Origin of the sequence: Georgenia sp. SYP-B2076, from assembly GCF_003991205.1 — a bacterium.
Taxonomy (GTDB): domain Bacteria; phylum Actinomycetota; class Actinomycetes; order Actinomycetales; family Actinomycetaceae; genus Georgenia.
On the sequence record NZ_RXOZ01000031.1, the window covers coordinates 26,222 to 45,572 of the forward strand.

The window sequence follows — 19,351 nt, forward strand, 5'->3', positions numbered from 1 at the left end:
ACGAAGTGGATCCGCGGCGGTCAACGCCGGCACGGTCATCGCCGCCCAACCTACAACTACATTGGATACCATTGCGCTCGTTTGGGCCCCGAAGTTCCGGCAATACGGCATCCTTGGCGAAGTATTGGATCCATCGGGCGTTGGGAGCGGACATCATGACTGGAATACCTGGACTCGTCGGCACCGAGCACATCGGCTTCACCGTGCCGGACCTGGAGGAGGCCACCCGGTTCTTTGTCGACGTCGTCGGCTGCGAGTGGCTCTACTCCCTCGGCCCCTTCCAGGACGACGGCGACTGGATGACCGAGCATCTGGCCGTCCACCCCCGGACCGTGATGCGCGAGAACCGCTTCTTCCGGTGCCGGACCGGCCCGAACTTCGAGATCTTCGCCTACGAGCCGCCCGAGCCGCCCGCGCCGCAGCCGCGCAACAGCGACATCGGCGGACACCACCTCGCGTTCTACGTCGAGGACCTCGACGCCGCCGTCGACTACCTCCGGGCAAAGGATGTCCGCGTCCTGGGCGCGCCGACCGCAAGCACCCGGCACAACGAGGGGCAGCGCTGGGTGTACTTCCTCTCCCCCTGGGGCATGCAGCTCGAGCTCGTGAGCTACCCGAACGGCAAGGCGTACGAGCGCACCGCGACGACCCTGCTGTGGCACCCCGCGAACCCGGGCGAGTGAGCACCCACGAGGTCGGCGCCCAGGGTGCGCCAACGGGGCCGCCCGACCGGACGGCGTCCGAGCGCATCGTCGCGGGGCTCCGCGCGCAGATCCTCGGCGGGCACCTGCCGCCCGGCTCCCGGATCCGCCAGGAGGAGCTCGCGCACGAGTTCGGCGCCAGCCGCCTGCCCGTCCGCGAGGCGCTTCGACTCCTCGAGGCCGAGGGCCTCGTCCGCCTCGTGGCGCACACGGGAGCCTGGGTCGCGCGGCTGAGCCTCCAGGAGTGCACGGAGGCCTACCTCGTGCGGGAGCAGCTCGAACCCCTGCTGCTGAGCCAGTCCCTCCCGCACCTGACCGACGACGACGTCGAGCGCCTCGCCGATCTCGTCGGCCAGATGGAACGGGCCGACCTCGAGCGGTTCCTCGTCCTCGACCGTGAGTTCCACCTGCTCTCCTTCTCAGCAGCAACCACGCCCGTCCTGCACGAGCAGGTGTTGCGCCTGTGGAACACCACGCAGCACTACCGTCGTGCCTTCGCGGTGCTGGTGGACATCCAGCACAGCCGGACCACCCACTACGAGCACGCTCTCCTCGTCGACGCGGTGCGCCGCCACGACGTCGAGGACGCCCAGGTGCTCCAGCGGATGCACATCCGGCGCACGCGCCACGAGCTCGCGCGCCACCCCGAGGTCTTCGACACCGCCTGACCATCACCGGCTGCCGCGGTATCCCCGGCCGGCCCCGTCACCGCCTCCTCACCGGACCGGGCGTCCGCCGAGATGGAGCGACGAGAGCTCGGGGTCGTCGAGCAGCTCACGGGCGGGACCCTTGTGGGTTGGACTGGACCTCGGCGGGCGGTCCCGACGCGATGGGGCGGCCTCGGTCGAAGGCCACCACGTGGTCGGACAGGCTCATGACCAGCTCCATGTTGTGCTCGACGACGATGAAGGTCCGGCCCTCGCTGTTGAGCTCTCGGATCAGCGTGGAGATCCGGCCGATCAGGGACGGGTTCACGCCGCCGGCCGGCTCGTCGAGCATGATGATGTCCGGCTCGCCCATGAGCACGCCGGCCAGCTCGAGCAGCTTCTGCTGGCCGTAGGAGAGGTTGCGCGCCTCGCTGTGCTCGAGGTGGTCGATGCCGACCCGCCGCAGCCATCCACGGGCGCGGTCGGTCGCGGCCTCGTTGCGGGCCTTGCCCCACGGCCCGGTCACGGACGCGTGCCGGACCGCGACGAGCATGTTCTCCAGGACGGTCATCCTGGGGAAGACGCGGCAGACCTGGAAGCTGCGGCCGAGGTTGAGGCGCGCGATCCGGTCCGGGGTGGAGCGGGTGACGTCCTTGCACGCGAGCGTGACCGTGCCGGGGGCCGCCCTGATCATGCCCGTCACGCAGTTGAAGAAGGTCGTCTTGCCCGAGCCGTTGGGCCCGATGATCGCGTTGATCTTCCCCGGCAGGAAGTCCACGCTGGCGTCGTCGACGGCGTGGACGCCGCCGAAGGCCTTCGAGAGCGACTGGACCTGGAGGGTGACCGCGCCGTTGGTCATGACCTGCTCCCGTTCTCGGTCAGGCTGAGCGGCTCCTTGATGTCGTTGCGGCCGGCCGTGCCGGGCCCTTCCGAGGCGACGGCGTCGGCCAGCTCCCGGGCCGTGACCTCGCGGATGGAGGAGGCCTGCGGACCGAACCGGGCGAGCAGCTGCTTGCCGGCCGGGATGACGCCCTCGGGCATGAACAGCACGACCAGCGCGAGCAGGAGACCGGTGGCGACGAGGTGGAACTGGCTGTCACCGAACTGCAGCTTGAAGAACTCGATCGCGGAGCCGACGACGATGGCACCCAGCAGCGGACCGAACAGCGAGCGCACACCACCGAGCAGCGCCATGAGGACCATGTGGGCGCCCATGAGGATCGAGAACTGGAAGACCGGGTCGAGGTCGCCGAACCACAGGGCGTACAACCCGCCGCCCAGGGCGGTGAAGAAGGCGGACCACACGAACGCCACGAGCTTGGTGAAGAACGTCGGCACCCCGAGCGACTGAGCCTTGTCCTCGTCCTCCCGGATGACCTTCAGGCCCATCCCGAACCTGGACCGGTCGATCATCCACCACACGAGCAGCGCCAGCACGAGCGCGGCGGCATAGAGGTAGAAGAAGACCTGTCGGCGCGGTCATGGGCGTGCTCGCCTACCTGCTGCTCGTCCTCGACCAGGCACTCGCCGGGGCGCTCGGCGGCACTCTCTTCCTGGCCGGTGCGTGGGCGTTCCTGCACTCCTCGCTGCAGAAGTGGGCGATCGACGTGACACCCGAGTCCCGTGCCACCGTCGTGAGCCTCTTCGCGTCCGCGCTCTTCCTCGGCAGTGCCGCGGGGACGGCGTTCGGCGTCGAGTACGTGGCCTCCGGGAGCACGGCGCCGCACTTCGGCGTGGGCCTCGCCGTCATGGTGACCCTCGCCGTGGCGGTGCTGGTCGCCCGTCACCGGTACGGCGACTGACGCGTCAGCGGCGGGCCGCCGTCGACCCGCGCACGACCAGCTCGACCGGGAGGCTCACGGTGGTCGCGTCGGACACGTCGTCCACCAGCCGGCGTAGCAGGATCCGCGCCGCCTCCGCCCCGATCCGGGCGTGCGGCACGCGCACGGTCGTCAGGGGTGGGGACAGCTTGTCGACGTAGGGCATGTCGTTGTACCCCACGACGCTCACGTCCCCCGGCACGTTGAGCCCGCGTTCGCGCAGGAACTCGTAGAGCCCGACGGCGAGCTGGTCGTTGCCCGCGAGGACCGCCGTCGGCCGTGGCACGGCGGTGTCGAACAGCTCCCGGGCCGCCCGGGCCCCCTCCTCCTCGGAGTAGACGCGGCAGCTCACGATCAGGGCGGGGTCCAGATCGCCGCCCAGCTCGTGCATGCACTGCCGGAAGGCGCGCGCACGCTGGATGCCCGTCGAGAGCTCCGCGGGTCCCGCGAGGTGCCCGATGCGCCGGTGGCCGAGGTCCACGAGGTGCCGTACGGCCTGCTCCACGCCGTCCGTGTCGTCACCGACCACCGCGGGCAGGCGGGCGCTGTCGTCGCGGCGGTTCACGAGGACCACAGGCAGGTGCCGGTCGGCGGCCTCGCGGACCGCCTCGTCCTCCCGTCGGGCCGAGGCGATGATGAGGCCGTCGACCTGGCGGGCGAGCAGGGCGTCGAAGATCTCCCGTTCGCGCGCCGCGTCGTTGTCCGTCTCGGCGATGATGCTGAGATACCCGCCGGGGGTCAGCACCGAGTCGGCACCCCTGACAATCGGCGGGAACAGGGCGTTGGCCAGGTCCGGGACGATGATCCCGACCATCATCGTGCGGTTCGTCTTCAGGCTCCGGGCCATCGGGTTGGGGGTGTAGGCGAGGGCCTTCGCCGCTTGCAGGACCCTGCGGACCGTGCCCTCGCTGACGAGCGACCGGGTCTCGGGGTTGAGCGCGCGGGACGCCGTGCCCGGGTGGACGCCGGCCCGCTCCGCGACGTCCTTCAGGGTGGCGTTGCGGCTCATAGTGGTCACGCCCTCTCGGCTGCCCCCTCGGGACGTCTCGGCCCGCGCGCCGGCTCGTCTCACGCTATCGACCTCCAAGAATACTGCCGGGACTGACGCGGCCGACGCACCCACGCTCCCGGCCGGGTCCGGACTGCTTGACGCCACCGAAAGGCGTGGCCGGGTCGGCGACCACGCCGAAGGAGAGCCCGAGGCTGGTGGTTCGGGCCCGACGCAGCGGGCCCGAACCACGGCCGTCACGAACTAGGACAGGGAGGGCGCCAGTCGCCCGCCGGCACGGCGGCGGACCGCGTTGGAGGACTCCTCGGCCTCCTTGATGACGCGCTCGACGTCGAAGGCGACGAGCTTCCCACCCTGCTTGAGGATGCGTCCGTCGCTGATGACCGTGTCCACGTTCGCCGGGGTGACCGACCGCACCACTGTCGCCTCCACATTCACGACCGGTGCGACGTTGACGTCGTTCTTCCGGATGAGGATGAGATCGGCTCGCTTGCCGGGGGTCAGTGAGCCGGTGACATCGGCGAGTCCGAGCGCCTGCGCCCCGTTGATCGTCGCCATCTTGATGCAGTCGCTGAACGACACCGCGGGGAGGTCGGCCGTATCCGTTCCCACCCAGGGGATGCCCATGTTCCAGGCGATGTGCATGGCCTCGAACAGGTTGATGGGTGCGATCGACGTGGCGTCGATGGACAACGACACCGAGACGCCCGCGGCCAGCATCTTGAGCAGCGCGGCCCGCGGGTCACCGGCGTCGCCGAGCCGCATCTCCGAGTGGACCGAGAAGCTCAGTGGGGTGTTGGTGCGCACCATGGCATCGCGGTCCTCCTGGGTCGCCGCCAGGTAGTGGCAGAGCAGGAAGTCCGGACCGAGAAGCCCCTTGGCCTCCAGCTCGGTGGCACGGACCTTCGTCGACCCACTCTGCATCGTGTGGATCGAGATGGGCAGCCCGCGCTCGCGAGCGTCGCGGGACTCCACGTCGAACACTGCTTGTTCGGCGATGTCCGGACCTCGCAGGTTGACGCCGAGGTGGACGAGGTGTGCGAGGTCCGAGCCGTTCCCGAACCACTCGTCCGACACACGATCGATGTCGCTGAAGTCGAGTGGTTCGTCCTCGGGAAGCAGGTCCCGGTGGCCGTAGGAGTAGCGGGCCCGGATCAGGCCGTCGCGGTGGGCCGCCAGCTCGGCGTCCGCGTGCTCCGGGCTGCGGGTGTTGTGCGACCAGTTGTGCACCGTGGTGATTCCGGCGTTGACCGCATCGACCAGTCCCAGCTTCACGCTCCGGTAGAAGTCCTCGGGCTGGTAGTGCGCCGAGGTCTCCCACTTCGTGGGGAAGTACTCGTACCCCTCGTCGACGAAGTTGCGCCCGAGGGCGCTCCACATGTGGAAGTGGGTCTCCACCAGGCCAGGCATCACGATCATGTCGGACGCGTCGATCACCTCTGCGTCGGGCGCCTGGACATCGGTACCGACCTCGACGATGACGCCGTCGCGCACCAGGACGTCTCCGCGGGGAAGCACCCCGATCGCAGGGTCGACCGAGAGCACCGTGCCACCGCGGATGAGGTAGGCGCCCCGGGGAGCCTTGGACGTGTCGGGCATGGGCTTCTCCTTTGTTGTTATTGACCTCTGAGGACGTTTCGCGACTGGTGTCGCGGCGCGCCTCGGGAATTGCGAGATGGATGTCCCGCGCCCTGAACCGCTCTGCCGGTTCTTAGGATTCAGCGCGGTTCCCCACGTGGTGGCGTGAACGGCTCCGTCATGCGATGACGGCAGTGCACTCGATCTCGACGAGCAGCTCGGGCAGCGCGAGCCCGGTCACGCCGACGATCGTCTGCGGCGGATTCTCGGCGTCTCCGGTGACCTCCTTGATCGCCGACCCCAACGCCTCCAGCTCATGCGGCTCGGTGGTGTAGATGGTGCGCCGGACGATGTCATCCCAGCCCACGCCGGCCACGCCCATCGCGGTCTCGAGGTTACGCATCGCCGCGACGGTCTGAGCGTGGAGATCCCCGGGTCCGACGATCTCCATGTCGTTGTCCAGCGCGACCTGGCCCGCGAAACAGATGAGGGTGCTGCCCTCGGCGATCGCGTAGTGGCTGTATGAGGGCGCAAGGTGCATCTGGGGGGGACTTACCAGGGTGCGGGGCATGACGTACCGCCTTTCGTCTTGACACCGGCGTCGAACGGACGCCGTCCAGTTGTCGACCGTACCGCAGAAACGGCGGTCGAACAGGTTGAATATACTGAATTCAGTTCGCCGGGTGGTCGCAGGAGGCCACGTGACCGGCGCGGCTCAGGTGACCTCCGAGGTGGGGCTCCGTCACGAATGCGCTCGGTCGGCGCCCCGACTTGTGCGATCAACGCGAGCTCAGGTCGATGATCCGGTTGATCAGCTCGCTGTCCGGGTCCATGAACGCGAAGAGCTCGTCGAAGTGGTTGCGATCGGGCTGCAGGTAGTAGTCACCGTCGAGCCCCGCACCGCGCCAGGCTTCGAGGAAGTCCTTGGACTGCCGGTCGAACTCATCGGTCTGTCGTCCGCCGTGGGTGACCAGGAGCGGCGGCGCGGCCGTCGGTAGGTTGAGCATCGGGCTAAGTCTCATGACCTGGTCCTCGGTCAGCTGCAGAGACGGCTGCAGGAACGAGTGACGCAGGGGGCGGATGTCGAAGACACCGCTGATGGCACAGCCGCCCCGGACCGTGTTCTCCGGGAGGCCGTACTGGCCCGCCCAGTCGGTATCGAGGAGGACCGCCGTCGCATGGCCCCCGGCGGAGTGTCCCGACACGATGAGGCGCTCGGGGTCGGCGCCGAGCTCCGCCGCGTGCTGGTAGGTCCAGGCGACCGCGGCACGCTGCTGTCGGACTATCTCATCAAGACTGACGGTCGGGCAGAGCGCGTATGACGGGATGACCATGGTCGCGCCCCGGCCTACGAGTCCGCGGGCCATGAAGCTGAAGTTCTTCCGGGTGTTGAGGCGCCAGTACCCGCCATGGATGAACACCACCACGGGGCCGCCGGGCTCACCGGGGAAGACGTCCAGCCGCTCCGCGAGGGTCGGACCGTACGGGACGTCCAGCACAGCGTCGAGCTCGTCGCGCGCCTGGGCACTGTCCTTCACGAACCGTGCGCCCAGCTCCGCGAGCTGCTCCGGCGGCACCGTCGCCTCGATGTCGTACTCCTGGTCGAGCTGTTCCTGCGAGGTGAACCGCTTGCCGACCGGTGTCTGGTACAGGGTGTGCATGTGTGTTTCTCCTGATCAGCGGGCGTCAGAGTGGACGAGGGCTCCGGCGTCGTAGACCGTCTGGCCGGCGACGACGGTGCGCAGCACCTCGGCCGCGGGAAGGTCGTCGAGGGGGCAGGTCAGCGGGTTGCGGTCCACGATGGCGAGGTCGGCGTGGTAGCCCGGCAGCAGCGCACCGATCCCTTCCCACTGCATCAGCCGGCCTCCGTTTCGTGTCCACGTGGCGAGCGACTCCTGCCGTGTGAGCACCTGCCCCGCGAGGAGGTTCCGGTGGCCGCTGCCGGCTGACTCGTGGGTCTCGGCCAGCCACATCTGCTCGAACGGGCTGCTCGGGCCCCAGTCGATGCAGGCGGAGACGTTCAGGCCGAGATCGACGAACCGCTTCATGGGCGAGAGGTCCGCGAGGACCTCCTCGCCGAGGAGGTCGACGAAGGTGTCGCCCATCCCCCAGCCGAATCCGGCGCCCACGGTGATCTGAAACTTCAGCTCCGCATAGCGCTTCGCCTGGGCCGCGCTGGTGATGAGGCAGTGCTGGGCGACCCAGTCGCGGCTCTTGATGTCGTACTTCTCGACGTAGGGCTCGATGGAGTGGAAGAAGTCCTCGTGGTCGAGGTAGGAGTACATGTTCATGTTGAGGCGGAGGTCGTTCTCGCAGCAGTACTTGACGACCATCTCCTCCACCCACTTGGGAATCGCGGCCGCGTCGCCGCCCATCCCGCCGAGAGGGTGCCGGTAGGGCGTACGGTGCCGGAACGCCCCGGTCGCGATCACACCGCCGCGACCGAGGGTGACGCCGTTGACCCGCATCATGTCGTCGTCGACCTGGGTCAGCGCCGTAGCGAGCTCGAGGCGTGCCCTGATGTAGTCGGGGGTGGGCTCGAGCGTGGGCTCGAAGGACCAGTTGGCGACGTCGAGCACGGCCAGGACCCGCAGGGTCAGCTCGTCGGCGTCACGCACGTTCTGCCAGCCCTGGATGTGCTCGGGGTGCATGGCGTGACACACGTAGGCGCTGGTGATGCCCGCCTGGTTGGCGGTCGCCATCGCCGCTCGCGCGCCCATGTCCCAGATCCCCTCGGGCGGCGGCGGCATCTTCGCGAGGATGGAGAGCCAGAAGGGGTCGCTGGTGTAGTAGTAGTAGACGGGGCCGAGGAGCCGTCCGTTCGGGACTTCCCCGTCCTTCTCGATGGTGACGGTGCCGACCACGTCAGGAGTGCCGCGGTCGATCCCCACCTCGCGCAGGCCCAGGCTGTTGAACGCTGTGACGCTCGGCGTGGTCGGGGTCCACCCCTGGATGATCACCGGATGGTCGGTGGTCGCCCGGTCCAGGACGTGCCGGTCGGGCAGCACCTGCTCTGTCAGGTCGCGGTAGGACCTGCGGACGAAGTAGTGCGCTTCACCGACCGGCGTCGCCCGGATCCACTGGCCGGGCGGAGTGACCGCGGCGACCGCCCGGATGCGCTCAACGATGTCGTCGTGGTCGCGCGCGTCGGAAAGGTCCACGGTGCCGAGCTGAAGGGCCGCGAAGTGCTGGTGATGCGAGTGGCCGTCGACGAGCCCGGGCATGGCCGTCGCGCCGTCGAGATCGAGTCGCTCGGCCCCGGCGCCTGCCAGGCTCGCCATCTCGTCCTGGGCGCCCACGGCGAGCACCCGGCCGTTCTCGATGACCAGCGCCTCGTGCGAGGACATCGCCTCGTCGCAGCTCAGGATCGGTCCACCACTGACAAGTGTTCGCATGCGGCTACTCCTTTGAAGTCACACAGCGTCGGATCGGGATGAGGTGCTGCTCGGGCGAATGGGCTACGGGCGACCGCTCCCCTGCGCTGCGGCCGCGGTCACCGGGCCGCCCGAGGCGTCGGCGCCCGGCGCGATGGAGTACCCCAGGCGGAACACGTTTGACGGGTCGTACCTGCGCTTGAGCTCCTGGAGCCGCGCGTAGTCCGCCGGCGCCCACGCCTTCGCGACCTGGTCGGGAGCGGTCGCGTTGCCCTGGAAGTTGAGCAGCGCACCGCCGGTGGAGTACGGGGCCACGATCTCGAGCGACCGGCGTGCGGCCTGCTCCTCCGCAGGATCGGCGATGACCAGCGCGTGGAAGCGCGCGTCACGGCCGCCGACGGCGTTGGGTCCTCGCTGGGCCTGGCTCAGGGCGCCACCCATCTGACGCACCTCGAACAGCTGCACCGGCATGTCGGCGTCGGGACCGACGCCAGCCACGAGTGCGCCCACCGCCTCCGGCGGCAGCTCCCGCAGGAGCAGCCCACCCTCCCAGTACGGCGCCGGCTCCGTCGGGTCCTGGTGGATGCTCGCCACCTCGCTGTAGGGCATGACGCCGACACCGTCGATGATGCTGTCCGCGACGGCCCGCATGGGAGCCACAAGGCGCTCCCCCTCGGCCGGGTCCCCCACGTAGGCCACCCGCAGGTGGACGACGAACTTCCCGCGGAGCACGTCGGGCAGCTCGGGCGCAGGCGGCAGCCTGAGGAACGCGATCGAGGTCGTCATCTCGTTCGGGAGCGCCTCGACCCAGTCCCGGTAGGCGCGCAGGACGGCCTCCGTGGCCGTGGCAGGGAAGAAGATGCCGCCCGCGTAGAGGCTCGGCACGTCGAAGAGATCGAACTCGATGGACGTGACGATCCCGAAGTTGCCCTTGCCACCGCGGACCGCCCAGAAGAGATCGGGGTCGTGCTCCTCGTCGACCGCGCGCTCGACGCCGTCGGCCGTCACGAGCGTGAGGCTGCGGACGTGGTCGGCTGCGAACCCGAACTTCCGGCCCATCGGGCCGAGACCGCCGCCGAGGATGAACCCGACGACGCCCACGACCGGCGAGGAGCCGTTAATCGGCGCGAGCCCGTGGGGGGCGGCCAGCTCGATGACCTGCCCCCACCTCACGCCCGGCTGCACCCTCGCGGTCTTGGCCTCCACGTCCAGGGCGATGTCAGTCATCCGCTTCGTCGTGACGAGCATTGCGCCCCGCGTCGGGACGAACGCCCCGTGCCCGGTCGACTGCACGGCGACCGGCAGCCCGTGCTGGTTCGCGTAACGCACCGCGGCCACCACGTCCGCCCCGCTGGTGGCACCGACCACCACCGCCGGCGCATGGGCCGCGGCCCGGTTGAAGGTCTGGACCTCCTCGGCGAGGCCGTCGTCCCCCGCGAACAGCACCGGGCCCTCAACCGCGTTCCTCAAATCGTCCACGCTCGTGCGTCCGTCGGAGCCGTCGTCGACCACTTTTCCGTCTCCTGCCTGTAAGAACCCTGTCTCTGCACTCTTATCTCCGCCGCGGCGATCAGCGCCGCGCACCGCGGGGTGTGCCGCCTCACCGGCCGACGACATATCCCTGCCGCTCCCGAGCGCACGCCGCCCCGCGAAGCCATCCCGCGGACGGCCCCTGCCCGACCGCGCTCAGCCAGCCCTGTGACCACGGCTCGTCGACGACGACGTCATGCCCGTGCTTCCGCAGGAACGCCACGGCCTCCGCGTCCGCATGTCCCTCGATGTACACCCGGCCGGGCTCGCGCTTGCGCGGGTAGAAGGAACTCGGGGCGTGGGTCGTGTAGAAGGTCGGTGCGTCGATGGCCAGCTGGAGGTCGTCCTCGTAGTGCAGCGCGGTGAGCAGCAGCACGAGCGACCACTGATCCTGCGAGTCGCCCCCCGCTGTCCCGAAGGCGAGCCACGGCTTGCCTTCACGCGTCGCCAGGGTGGGCGTCAGCGTCGTACGCGGCCGCTTGCCGGGCGCGAGGGAGTTCGGCAGACCCTCCGTGAGCCAGAACATCTGCGCCCGGGTGCCGAGGCAGAATCCCAGGCCGGGGATCGCTGGCGAACTCTGCAGCCAGCCCCCGCTCGTGGTCACGGCGACGACGTTGCCCCAGCGATCCGCGACGTCGAGATGGACCGTGTCCCCGTGTGGAGGTAGCGCGAGGGCGGGCTCGCGCTGGCCGCTCTCCCCCATGGTGGGCTCCCCGGTCCCGAACGCCCCCGGCGTGACGCGGAGGTCCGGCGCCAGCTGGGGGCGGCGCCCCCCGGGCGCTCCGGGGCGCAGCTCGAGGGATGCCTCATCGCCGATCAGGCGTGCGCGTTCGGCCACGTACCGCGGATCCAGGAGGCCCTCGATCGGGACCTCGACGAACGCGGGGTCGCCGTACCACGCCTCGCGGTCCGCCAGCGCCAGCTTCGCCGACTCGACGACGAGGTGGGCGAAGCGTCCCGAGCCGCGTCCCACCTCGGCGACGTCGGTGTGGGCGAGCTGCGCGAGCTGCTGGAGGAAGACGAGGCCCTGGGTCCACGTCGACGCCTTGTGGACCGTCACGCCCGCGTAGTCGAGGCTGATGGGCGCCTCGAATCCGGGCGCGAACTGGGCGAGGTCGTCCGCGGTGAGCAGCCCGCCGTGGGGACGTCCCGAGCTGTCCATGACCTCGGCCGTTCGCCCGAACGCGTCGATGGCCTCGGCGACGAAGCCACGGTAGAAGGCATCGTGGGTCTGCCGGATGCGGGCCTCCCGGGTGCGTCCTCCCTCACCGGCCTGCACCAGGCGCGAGTACGTCTCCGCGAGCTGCGGGTTGCGGAGGATCGAACCGGTAGGGGGGACGCCGTCGTTCGTCAGCCACAGGCTGGCGGACGTGGGCCAGTGCTCGCGGAACATGTCCGCCACCCTGGCGATACTCCGGTGCAGCTTGACGCTGACCGGGAACCCGTCCCGCGCGAACGCGATGGCCGGCTCGAGAACGTCCCCGATCTCCATTCGCCCGTAGCGCTCGACGAGCTCGGTCCACGCACCGAACGCACCCGGGACACACGCCGCCAGCAGCCCCGTCCCCGGTACCGCGTCCAGCCCCAGGGAGCTGAAGCGCTCGATCGAGGCCCCTGCGGGGGCCGGGCCCTGACCGCACAGCACCTCGGCGCGTTGGTGGTCGCCGGACCAGAGCAGCCCCGTCAGCTCACCGCCCATCCCGTTCAGGTGAGGCTCGACCACCTGGAGCGCGAACGCCGTCGCAGCGGCGGCGTCGAAAGCGTTTCCGCCGCGCTCGAGAATCGACATGCCTGCACCGGACGCCAGCCAGTGGGTTGAGGCGACCATGCCGAACGTGCCTGAGAGTTCAGGACGTGGTGGGGTCATCTCGCTTCCGTTCCGTCACGTGTGGATGCCGGACGCTGCTTCATCCTGATTCGGCTCCTGTCTTGAGCACCAATGTCTCGCCCCGGGCCGCGACACAGGCGTCATCGCCTCGCCGTCGGGCCTGGCATGTCAATCGTGCCCCGTTCCGAGACGCTACCGGAGCAGTTCCATGGATTCAACGGGTTCAACGGACTGAGTCGTGGCTTGGGTGCCGCAGCGGAAAGCGCAGCCGACCGAGGCGCCCCAGGCGGCTCCCTCCTCGCCCCTGCGGTCGAGAGGAGGGATGGGCACCGCCTGGAGCGCCTCTGCCTACCTTGCGCCTCAGGTGCCGGTCGGCATGACGAAGCTGGCGCCCGCGCGGATGCCCGAGGGCCAGCGGGAGGTGACCGTCTTGGTCTTGGTGTAGAACCGGAAGCCGTCGGCGCCGTGCTGGTTGAGGTCACCGAAGCCGGAGGCCTTCCAGCCACCAAAGGTGTAGTAGGCGATCGGAACGGGTATGGGCACGTTGATGCCAACCATGCCGACATCCACCCGGGCGGCGAAGTCACGTGCGGAGTCGCCGTCGCGGGTGAAGATCGAGACGCCGTTACCGAAGGGGCTCTCGTCCAGGACCCGGAGTGCTTCGTCGTAGTCCCCGACCCGCACGACGCTCAGGACGGGGCCGAAGATCTCCTCCTTGTAGATCCGCATGTGCGGCTTGACGTTGTCGAACAGGGTGGCACCGACGAAGTAGCCGCCCTCGTAGCCGGTGACACTGACTCCACGGCCGTCGACAAGCAGGTCCGCACCTTCTTCGACGCCGACGCCGATGAGCGTCTCCACACGCTCCTTCGCCTCCCTGCTCACGAGGGGACCGAAGTCGGCCTCCTCGTCGAAGCTGTGACCGAGCCGCAGGTTCGCAATCCGCTCGTTGAGCTTGCCCACGAGCGCATCGGCGGTCGCCGCACCCACGGGGACGGCCACCGAGATCGCCATGCAGCGTTCGCCGGCGGAGCCGAACGCGGCACCGATGAGGGCGTCGGCGGCCATGTCGAGATCGGCGTCGGGCATGATGATGAGGTGGTTCTTGGCGCCGCCGAAACACTGCGCGCGCTTGCCGTGGGCCGCCGCGCCCGCGTAGATGCTCTGCGCGATCGGGGTGGAGCCTACGAAGCCGATCGCCTTGACCCGCGGGTCCTCGATGAGCACGTCGACGACCTCTTTGCCGCCGTTGACGACGTTGAAGACCCCCGGGGGCAGCCCCGCCTCGAGGAAGAGCTCGGCCAGCCGCAGCGGGACCGAGGGGTCGCGCTCGCTCGGCTTGAGGATGAAGGAGTTCCCGGCAGCCAGAGCCACGCCGGCCTTCCACAGGGGAATCATCGCCGGGAAGTTGAACGGCGTGATGCCGGCCACGACGCCGAGCGGCTGGCGCATCGAGTAGGTGTCTACGCCCCGGCCCACCTGGGTGCTGTACTCCCCCTTGAGCAGGTGCGGGGCGCCGATTGCGACCTCCACCACGTCAAGGCCGCGCATGACGTCGCCCCGCGCGTCGGCGAGCGTCTTGCCGTGCTCAGCGGAGAGGGTCTGGGCGAGATTGTCCATGTCCTTGTGGACGAGGTCGACAAAGCGCATGAGCACCCGAGCGCGGACCTGCGCGTTCGTCTCCGCCCAGGCGCCCCACGCTTCCTCGGCAACGGTGATCGCGTGACGGGTCTCGTCGGCGGACGCGAGCGGTACGCGGCCCTGCACCCGTCCGGCACTGGGGTCGTAGACGTCCTGGAAGTTGCCGGACCCCCCGGCCACATGCTCGCCACCAATGAAGTGCGTCAGCTCATAAACCATCCGTGCTCCTCCAGCTGCGTCATTGCAGGCGGCGGCGGGTCCGCCACACGTTGCAGTCCATGCCTCGTGGTTCGGACCGTACCGCACCACACCCTGCGCTTCAACCTATTCAATCGTGTCATTAACGTCCTCGTCGGCACCCCAACTGCCGGCGGGCTAGACCAGGAGCGAGGGGAGCATCCCAATCCATGGCGCGCAACGGACTCACCTCCCGATGAGACCTTCAATGTCGGGCGGGTTCTTGATCATCTTGTCGCTGTACATCAGTTCACCGAGGGCCGTCAGGCGTTCCAGCGGCATCTCGGGGTTGAACTGCTCCAGCACGATTCTCTTCAGAATGCCCGGATCGATGTCGACCACCTCCGCGGCACCCTCGCGCACCGCCTCCGGACTCTCATTCGCGAACGCTGCAGATTCCCTGATCGCAGCTGCCATCGCCTCGACCAGATCCGGATCGGACTCCGCCAACTCGGTCGACGTGAAGAACAGCTGTGACGGGTGACCCGGCACCGACTCATCGGACGGATACGTGACGACATGCGCTCCGGCGTCCTCCAGGAGCGTGCCAAAGGGTTCGGGCACCCACGCGGCGTCGATGTTCCGTTGCTCGAGGGCGGCCTGCATCTCCGGGAAGGGCAGCTCCACGAACTCCACGGCGTCTGGATCGCCCCCGTTCGAACGGACCGCTTCGCGTATCGTCAGATCACCCATCCCGTTCAAGGTGTTGACGGCGACCCGTTTGCCTTGCAGGTCTGCGGCAGTCGTGATGCCGGGATCCAGCGCCCTGACCACGTTGACGTTCGATCCTTCTTCCAGGGCGGAGGTCCAACCAGCGATGGCCCGGACTTCTAGTCCCTGGTCCCGCGCCTGAAGCAGCGAAACCGGAGTGGCTGTCGCGAACTGGATGTGTCCGGCGACCACGCTCGGCAGCAGAGCGGCACCGCCGGTGCCGGTCTCAAACTTCAGCTCAATCCCATGCTTCTCAAAGAAGCCCTGCTCCATGCCGGCGCGGATTGCGCCCGCGGTGGCGATCGGCGCCATGCCCACGGTGACTGTCCGGACTTCGCCGTCCTCCCCGCCCGCCTCCTCGCCGCTTGCATTCCCATCTCCGCAAGCGCCGAGAACGAGAGCGGCGGCCAGGGCGAGCACGCCCAGGCGCATGTTCGTATGGCTCATGTCTTGACCTCTCAGTTTCCGAGTAGACGGTCATGTTGCGAGGGCGTCAAAGATTCGGTGCTGAGCGCCCGGCTCGCGATCCATGCCTCGTTGCGATGGAATCCATGCCGGCTCGCCCAGACGCTACCGCGCCGCCCTGCGCAGTTCAATAGGTTCAACGTTCTCAACTCGCCGCGTCAGCATCAGGTTGGCGCCCAGGTTGCGACTGTCGACCACGGCGGGCCCGCACACCCAGGACGCCGAGCCGCTGCTGCTGCTGCTGATCACGCTCGTGCGCGACCCCGGGTGGCGACCTAGGGCCGTTGCCGGAGCGGCGGGTCAGAACCAGCGGTGGCCGGGGGCCAGACCGAGCCGGCGCACCACCGAGCTGTCGGCACTCACCGGCCGGCCGGCCACGAACGTCGCGACCGAGCGCGTGGCGTGGAGTTCTCGAGCGTCACAGTCGAGCGGGTTGCGGTCGAGGAGTGCCATGTCCGCCTGGTAGCCGCGCCGGAGGACCCCGCGAGTATCGGTATCGCCGGTCAGGCGCGCACCGTTGGTCGTGATCAGGCCGAGCGCCTCGTGACGGGTGAGCGCCTGCTCCGGCGCGACAACGTTGCCGAGGTCGTCCTCCCGGGTCACGACGTGTTCCACGCTCTCCCACAGCGAGATCGGCCGATTGTCCGACCCCAGGACCACAGGCACGCCGGCGGCCATGAGCGACCGGACGGGGACGATGTCCTTCTCGCGGGTCGTGCCGACGAGTGCGCGTGTGTACACACCGCGATGGAGGTGGTGCCCGGTGACCGTCGTCATGAACAGGCCCAGTTCGGCCGCGTTGTCGATCTGCTGCGCACTCAGCGTCGCCTGATGACCGAGGGTCCACCGCAGCCCGTCGATCGGGCTCGCTCGGTGGACCCGCGCCATGACGTCCAGCAGGTTGGCCGCGATGCCCGAGACCCGTATTCCAGCGCGAGCACAGGCAAGCAGGGTCGCTTCGAGTCGCGCAGCCGGCACGACCGCTCCGGCGGAGAATCCCGCCCATCCGGTTCGCGGGTGGTCCGATGCCACCAGCTCGTAGCGGAGCGGGTCGTCGGTCGCTTCGACGAAGATCCCGTCGACCCTGGCGAAGGGACCGGCGTGACGGTCGAGCCGGTCACGCCATCCTTCGAGCGTCGTGGAGAGGTCCGCGATCTCTGGCCAGAACGGGCTCAGCTGCAGATGCGCACGCAGCGGCGCAGGGGTGCCGTAGGCGTCCGCGTAGGCGTCCAGCACCTCACCCGCGATGCCGTGCCCCTCGAAGAAGGCCGTCGTGCCGTAGGACGCGTACCTCCCGAACGCGCGTCCGATCGCCGCCGTGCGCTGCTGGCGGCTGAACCCAGGGGCCGCTCGGAGCAACGTGTGCTCCACCATGGCCTGCTGACCCGTTTCGACGAACATGCCGGTGGGCTCGCCCCGCTCGTCCCTGACGATCGTCAGATCCTCGTGCGGAGAGACGGTGCTGGCAGTAATCCCTCCGGCGGCCAGCGCCAAGGAGTTCGCGAAGGAGATCTTCTTGGCGGCCATGTTCCAGAACCCCCAGATGGGGCGGATGAACACAGGGTTGTCGCGGCTCACGGAGTCCAGGTCGTACCGGTCGGGCAGCCACCCCCCGCTCAATGGTCGATCAGCGTCCGGGTAGCGGGGTGGCGTGCCGAGAGGCCTCGTGACGACCCAGTCTCCGGGGTGGCGCTGCGCCACCGCCTCGGCGATGACGTCGAGCACGTCTCGGCGACTCCTCGCCCCGGCGAAGCCGGGTAGATCGTCCCCCAGCGTCTCCCGGTCGAGGTGCGCGTGCCCATCGGTGAGTCCGGGCAGGAGTGCGCGGCCGCCAGCCTCGATGGAGGGCACGTCCGAGAGGTCGGACGGCATGGCCGAGGAGCTGGCGAACACGCCGTCGATGATCCCGTCGCGAACCAGCACGGCCGCGCCTGGGACCTGCTCCGGAAGCTCATCGTCCATCGAGATGAGCGCCGCGTTCTTCACCACGAACGTGCGGGGGAAGTCGTCCACGCGGTCAGCCGACAACATGACTCCTCCCTGCCTTCGCGATGAAGGTCTTGGCGTCGTTCGCCGACGCTACCAGCCTCAAACCTATTTATTAGACGCATATTGTCCGGAGGGGCGTCGCGTTGCGGCGTCTCGGAGGGTCCGGGCAGCACCATCGCCGCGACCCCCCCCCCGCCGGTCTCGACGTGACTGCCGATGGACCAGGCGCGTTGAGGCCTAACAGACTATGATCAATCTATGTCATTGGAGCTTGTGGTATCCCGTTCCCTCGCCGCTGAGGTGGCAGATCGCATCGCCCGCCGCATCGAGGGCCTCGAACCACACACGCGGTTGGGCACCAAGGGCGAACTCCGGAAACAGTACGGGGTAGCGGCAGCAACCCTGAACGAAGCGCTCCAGGTGCTCCAGGCCGATGGCCTCGTGACCATGAAGACGGGCCCCAACGGCGGGGTGTTCAGCGCACAACCGGATCCATTCCTGCGTATCGGGCAAGCAATGGTGAAGATCCGGGGCGACGCCACGACCGTTGCGGACGCCATCGCCGTCCGTGAGGCCCTCGAGCCCCTGGCCGTGCTGGACGCCAGTCAACACCGCACCCAGTCGGACCTCGAGCGACTCGCGCAGGCCATGGACGGCATGCACCGCACGATTCGGGAGGACCTGGCGTTCGCCCATGCCACCTGGGACTTCCACCGCGGCATCTACGCATCCGTACGCAACGAGATCCTCAAGTCCACGACGCTGGGACTACTGGAGCTCATCGCGAACAACGTCGACTCGGTACGCGCGAAGACCGTCGCTCAGAAGATCGAACGCATCCGCGTCCATCAGGCGCTCGTGGACGCCATCGAGTCGCAGGACCCACGCGCCTGCGCAGCTGCGTCGGTCGGGCACGCCAACGAGGGCGGCCACGCCGAGGTGATCGCCCACTTGCTGGCCACCTGACAGGCCTTGCAGCCACTTCCGCCCCCGTGAGCTCTTCCCGCAGGGCGATGGCCGGGACATGCGCGAGCGGAAGCTTCAGAGGCACCCGCGGGTGCGTAGCGCGCGCGCACCGAGCTGCACCGCGGTGAACAGCAGCAGAACCGCGAAGAGGATGGCGCCCAGCTGCGGGGGCACCGTCGTGGCAACGGCCACGCCGGCGAGCGAGGCCGGCACTGCGAGCAGTCCCAGGATCACTGCCGCACGGACATCGCTGTTCCCACGTCGTACGTTCGCGACCGTGCCGGTGACCGAGATCGGGATCATCATGAGGAGCGAGGTGCCCTTCGCAACAAGGTCACCCATGCCGAAGAGCACGATGAGCACCGGCACGACGATCACTCCCCCGCCGACACCGAGCAGTCCGGACAGGACTCCGGTGAGGAGCCCCAGCCCGGCCAACGCCAACACCGAGGCGATGCCGAGCTCGATCTCCGCACCGCGATCCGGTACGGATAGCGCCATACGAGCCGCCATCAGCACGAGGAAGGCGACGAAGATCCACCGCAGGACGCGCTGAGGGATGCGGTGCAACAGCCACGCACCGACGAATGAACCCCCGACAGCACCGCCGGCAACGCAGATCGCCGCGATCAAGTCGATCTCCCCCCGCACCGCGTATCCGGCCGCTCCCGCGATCGCCGTCGGCAGGATCGCGGTGAGAGAGGTGCCGCTTGCTCGTCGCTGATCGAAGTGCGCCAGCATGATCAGCAGGGGCACGATGAGCACGCCTCCGCCCACACCGAACAACCCTGAGAAGAACCCTGCGACCACCCCGATGATCGCGAGACGCCACCATGCCGTCGGACGCATCACCGG

16 protein-coding genes and 1 pseudogene are annotated in these 19,351 nt (G+C 68.9%); 4 read left to right on the forward strand and 13 right to left on the reverse strand.

The genetic code is table 11. From position 1 onward, the window contains the following. Positions 1–155 precede the first annotated feature (155 nt). Together EJK16_RS11410 and EJK16_RS11415 are read left to right on the forward strand one after the other, a co-directional pair. Positions 156–683, forward strand: a complete 528-nt coding sequence (locus tag EJK16_RS11410; protein ID WP_127129401.1) for a VOC family protein — start codon at positions 156–158, stop codon at positions 681–683. Next, positions 680–1,369: a GntR family transcriptional regulator gene (locus tag EJK16_RS11415; protein ID WP_127129403.1), complete on the forward strand. Its 690-nt coding sequence runs from the start codon at positions 680–682 to the stop codon at positions 1,367–1,369. Before EJK16_RS11410 ends, EJK16_RS11415 begins: the two co-directional genes overlap by 4 nt. 106 nt (positions 1,370–1,475) lie before the next feature. On the opposite strand, the gene EJK16_RS11420 is transcribed toward EJK16_RS11415, so the two are convergent. Next, complete coding sequence (locus EJK16_RS11420; protein ID WP_127129405.1) at positions 1,476–2,207, reverse strand: ABC transporter ATP-binding protein; 732 nt, start codon at positions 2,205–2,207, stop codon at positions 1,476–1,478. After that, positions 2,204–2,794, reverse strand: a pseudogene (locus EJK16_RS11425) (branched-chain amino acid ABC transporter permease); the annotation flags it as partial. The pseudogene EJK16_RS11425 and the gene EJK16_RS11420, both read right to left, overlap by 4 nt. A gap of 35 nt (positions 2,795–2,829) precedes the next feature. Here EJK16_RS11425 and EJK16_RS11430 point away from each other — a divergent pair. Beyond that, entirely contained in the window at positions 2,830–3,150 is a 321-nt protein-coding gene (locus EJK16_RS11430; protein WP_127129407.1) for a hypothetical protein, read from the forward strand. A 4-nt stretch (positions 3,151–3,154) separates the two neighbouring features. Here the strand turns inward: EJK16_RS11430 and EJK16_RS11435 are convergent, their stop codons facing one another. From EJK16_RS11435 to EJK16_RS11480, 10 genes are all read right to left on the reverse strand, one after another. After that, a complete protein-coding gene (locus EJK16_RS11435) occupies positions 3,155–4,177 on the reverse strand; it encodes a LacI family DNA-binding transcriptional regulator (RefSeq protein WP_127129851.1) in 1,023 nt (340 codons plus the stop codon). A 243-nt stretch (positions 4,178–4,420) separates the two neighbouring features. Next, complete coding sequence (locus tag EJK16_RS11440) at positions 4,421–5,776, reverse strand: amidohydrolase family protein (protein WP_127129409.1); 1,356 nt, start codon at positions 5,774–5,776, stop codon at positions 4,421–4,423. Between the two features lie 157 nt (positions 5,777–5,933). Next, entirely contained in the window at positions 5,934–6,326 is a 393-nt protein-coding gene (locus tag EJK16_RS11445; RefSeq protein ID WP_127129411.1) for a RidA family protein, read from the reverse strand. Between the two features lie 208 nt (positions 6,327–6,534). Continuing rightward, positions 6,535–7,416, reverse strand: coding sequence for an alpha/beta hydrolase (locus tag EJK16_RS11450; protein ID WP_127129413.1), 882 nt, complete (start codon positions 7,414–7,416; stop codon positions 6,535–6,537). A 15-nt stretch (positions 7,417–7,431) separates the two neighbouring features. Beyond that, entirely contained in the window at positions 7,432–9,150 is a 1,719-nt protein-coding gene (locus EJK16_RS11455; RefSeq protein WP_127129415.1) for an amidohydrolase, read from the reverse strand. A 63-nt stretch (positions 9,151–9,213) separates the two neighbouring features. Next, positions 9,214–10,599, reverse strand: a complete 1,386-nt coding sequence (locus EJK16_RS11460) for an FAD-binding oxidoreductase (RefSeq protein WP_205739727.1) — start codon at positions 10,597–10,599, stop codon at positions 9,214–9,216. Positions 10,600–10,729: 130 nt separating this feature from the next. Beyond that, positions 10,730–12,448 carry a gamma-glutamyltransferase family protein gene (locus EJK16_RS11465; protein ID WP_240645979.1) on the reverse strand — a complete coding sequence of 573 codons (1,719 nt, stop codon included), beginning with the start codon at positions 12,446–12,448 and terminating at the stop codon, positions 10,730–10,732. Positions 12,449–12,847: 399 nt separating this feature from the next. After that, complete coding sequence (locus EJK16_RS11470) at positions 12,848–14,347, reverse strand: CoA-acylating methylmalonate-semialdehyde dehydrogenase (protein ID WP_127129421.1); 1,500 nt, start codon at positions 14,345–14,347, stop codon at positions 12,848–12,850. 204 nt (positions 14,348–14,551) lie between these two features. Then, positions 14,552–15,523, reverse strand: coding sequence for an ABC transporter substrate-binding protein (locus tag EJK16_RS11475; RefSeq protein ID WP_127129423.1), 972 nt, complete (start codon positions 15,521–15,523; stop codon positions 14,552–14,554). A gap of 318 nt (positions 15,524–15,841) precedes the next feature. Then, the gene (locus EJK16_RS11480; RefSeq protein ID WP_127129425.1) at positions 15,842–17,572 is read right to left on the reverse strand and encodes an amidohydrolase; all 1,731 of its coding nucleotides are present in this window, start codon (positions 17,570–17,572) and stop codon (positions 15,842–15,844) included. A gap of 216 nt (positions 17,573–17,788) precedes the next feature. Between EJK16_RS11480 and EJK16_RS11485 the strand changes: the two genes are divergently transcribed. Then, positions 17,789–18,496, forward strand: coding sequence for a FadR/GntR family transcriptional regulator (locus EJK16_RS11485; RefSeq protein ID WP_127129427.1), 708 nt, complete (start codon positions 17,789–17,791; stop codon positions 18,494–18,496). Between the two features lie 75 nt (positions 18,497–18,571). On the opposite strand, the gene EJK16_RS11490 is transcribed toward EJK16_RS11485, so the two are convergent. Then, positions 18,572–19,348 carry a sulfite exporter TauE/SafE family protein gene (locus tag EJK16_RS11490; RefSeq protein WP_370276023.1) on the reverse strand — a complete coding sequence of 259 codons (777 nt, stop codon included), beginning with the start codon at positions 19,346–19,348 and terminating at the stop codon, positions 18,572–18,574. Positions 19,349–19,351: the final 3 nt, after the last annotated feature.